Origin of the sequence: Pseudomonas typographi, from assembly GCF_014694385.1 — a bacterium.
Taxonomy (GTDB): Bacteria; Pseudomonadota; Gammaproteobacteria; order Pseudomonadales; family Pseudomonadaceae; genus Aquipseudomonas; species Aquipseudomonas typographi.
In genome coordinates, this window is sequence record NZ_JAAOCA010000207.1 from 1 (window position 1) to 214 (window position 214).

1 protein-coding gene is annotated in these 214 nt (G+C 62.1%); it reads right to left on the minus strand.

Annotated features, from left to right (window positions below; all coding sequences use genetic code 11):
- On the minus strand, positions 1 to 197 hold a 197-nt coding region (locus tag HAQ05_RS28405), incomplete at its 3' end, for a LexA family protein (RefSeq protein ID WP_338050287.1).
- Positions 198 to 214 lie beyond the last annotated feature (17 nt).

Here is a 214-nt window from a genome sequence, read left to right on the forward strand (position 1 = left end):
ATCACGATGTGCCCGTGGGCCGGCTCAATCGCGCGGTCCACCACCACCAGATCACCATCGAAGATTCCGGCGCCGATCATGCTGTCGCCCTCGATGCGCACCAGGTAGATATGCGGCGCCCGCAGGTTCAGCAGTTCATCCAGGGAAATGGCTTTTTCAAGGTGGTCCGTGGCTGGCGAAGGGAAACCCGCTGGCACGCGGAAGGAGTAGACCG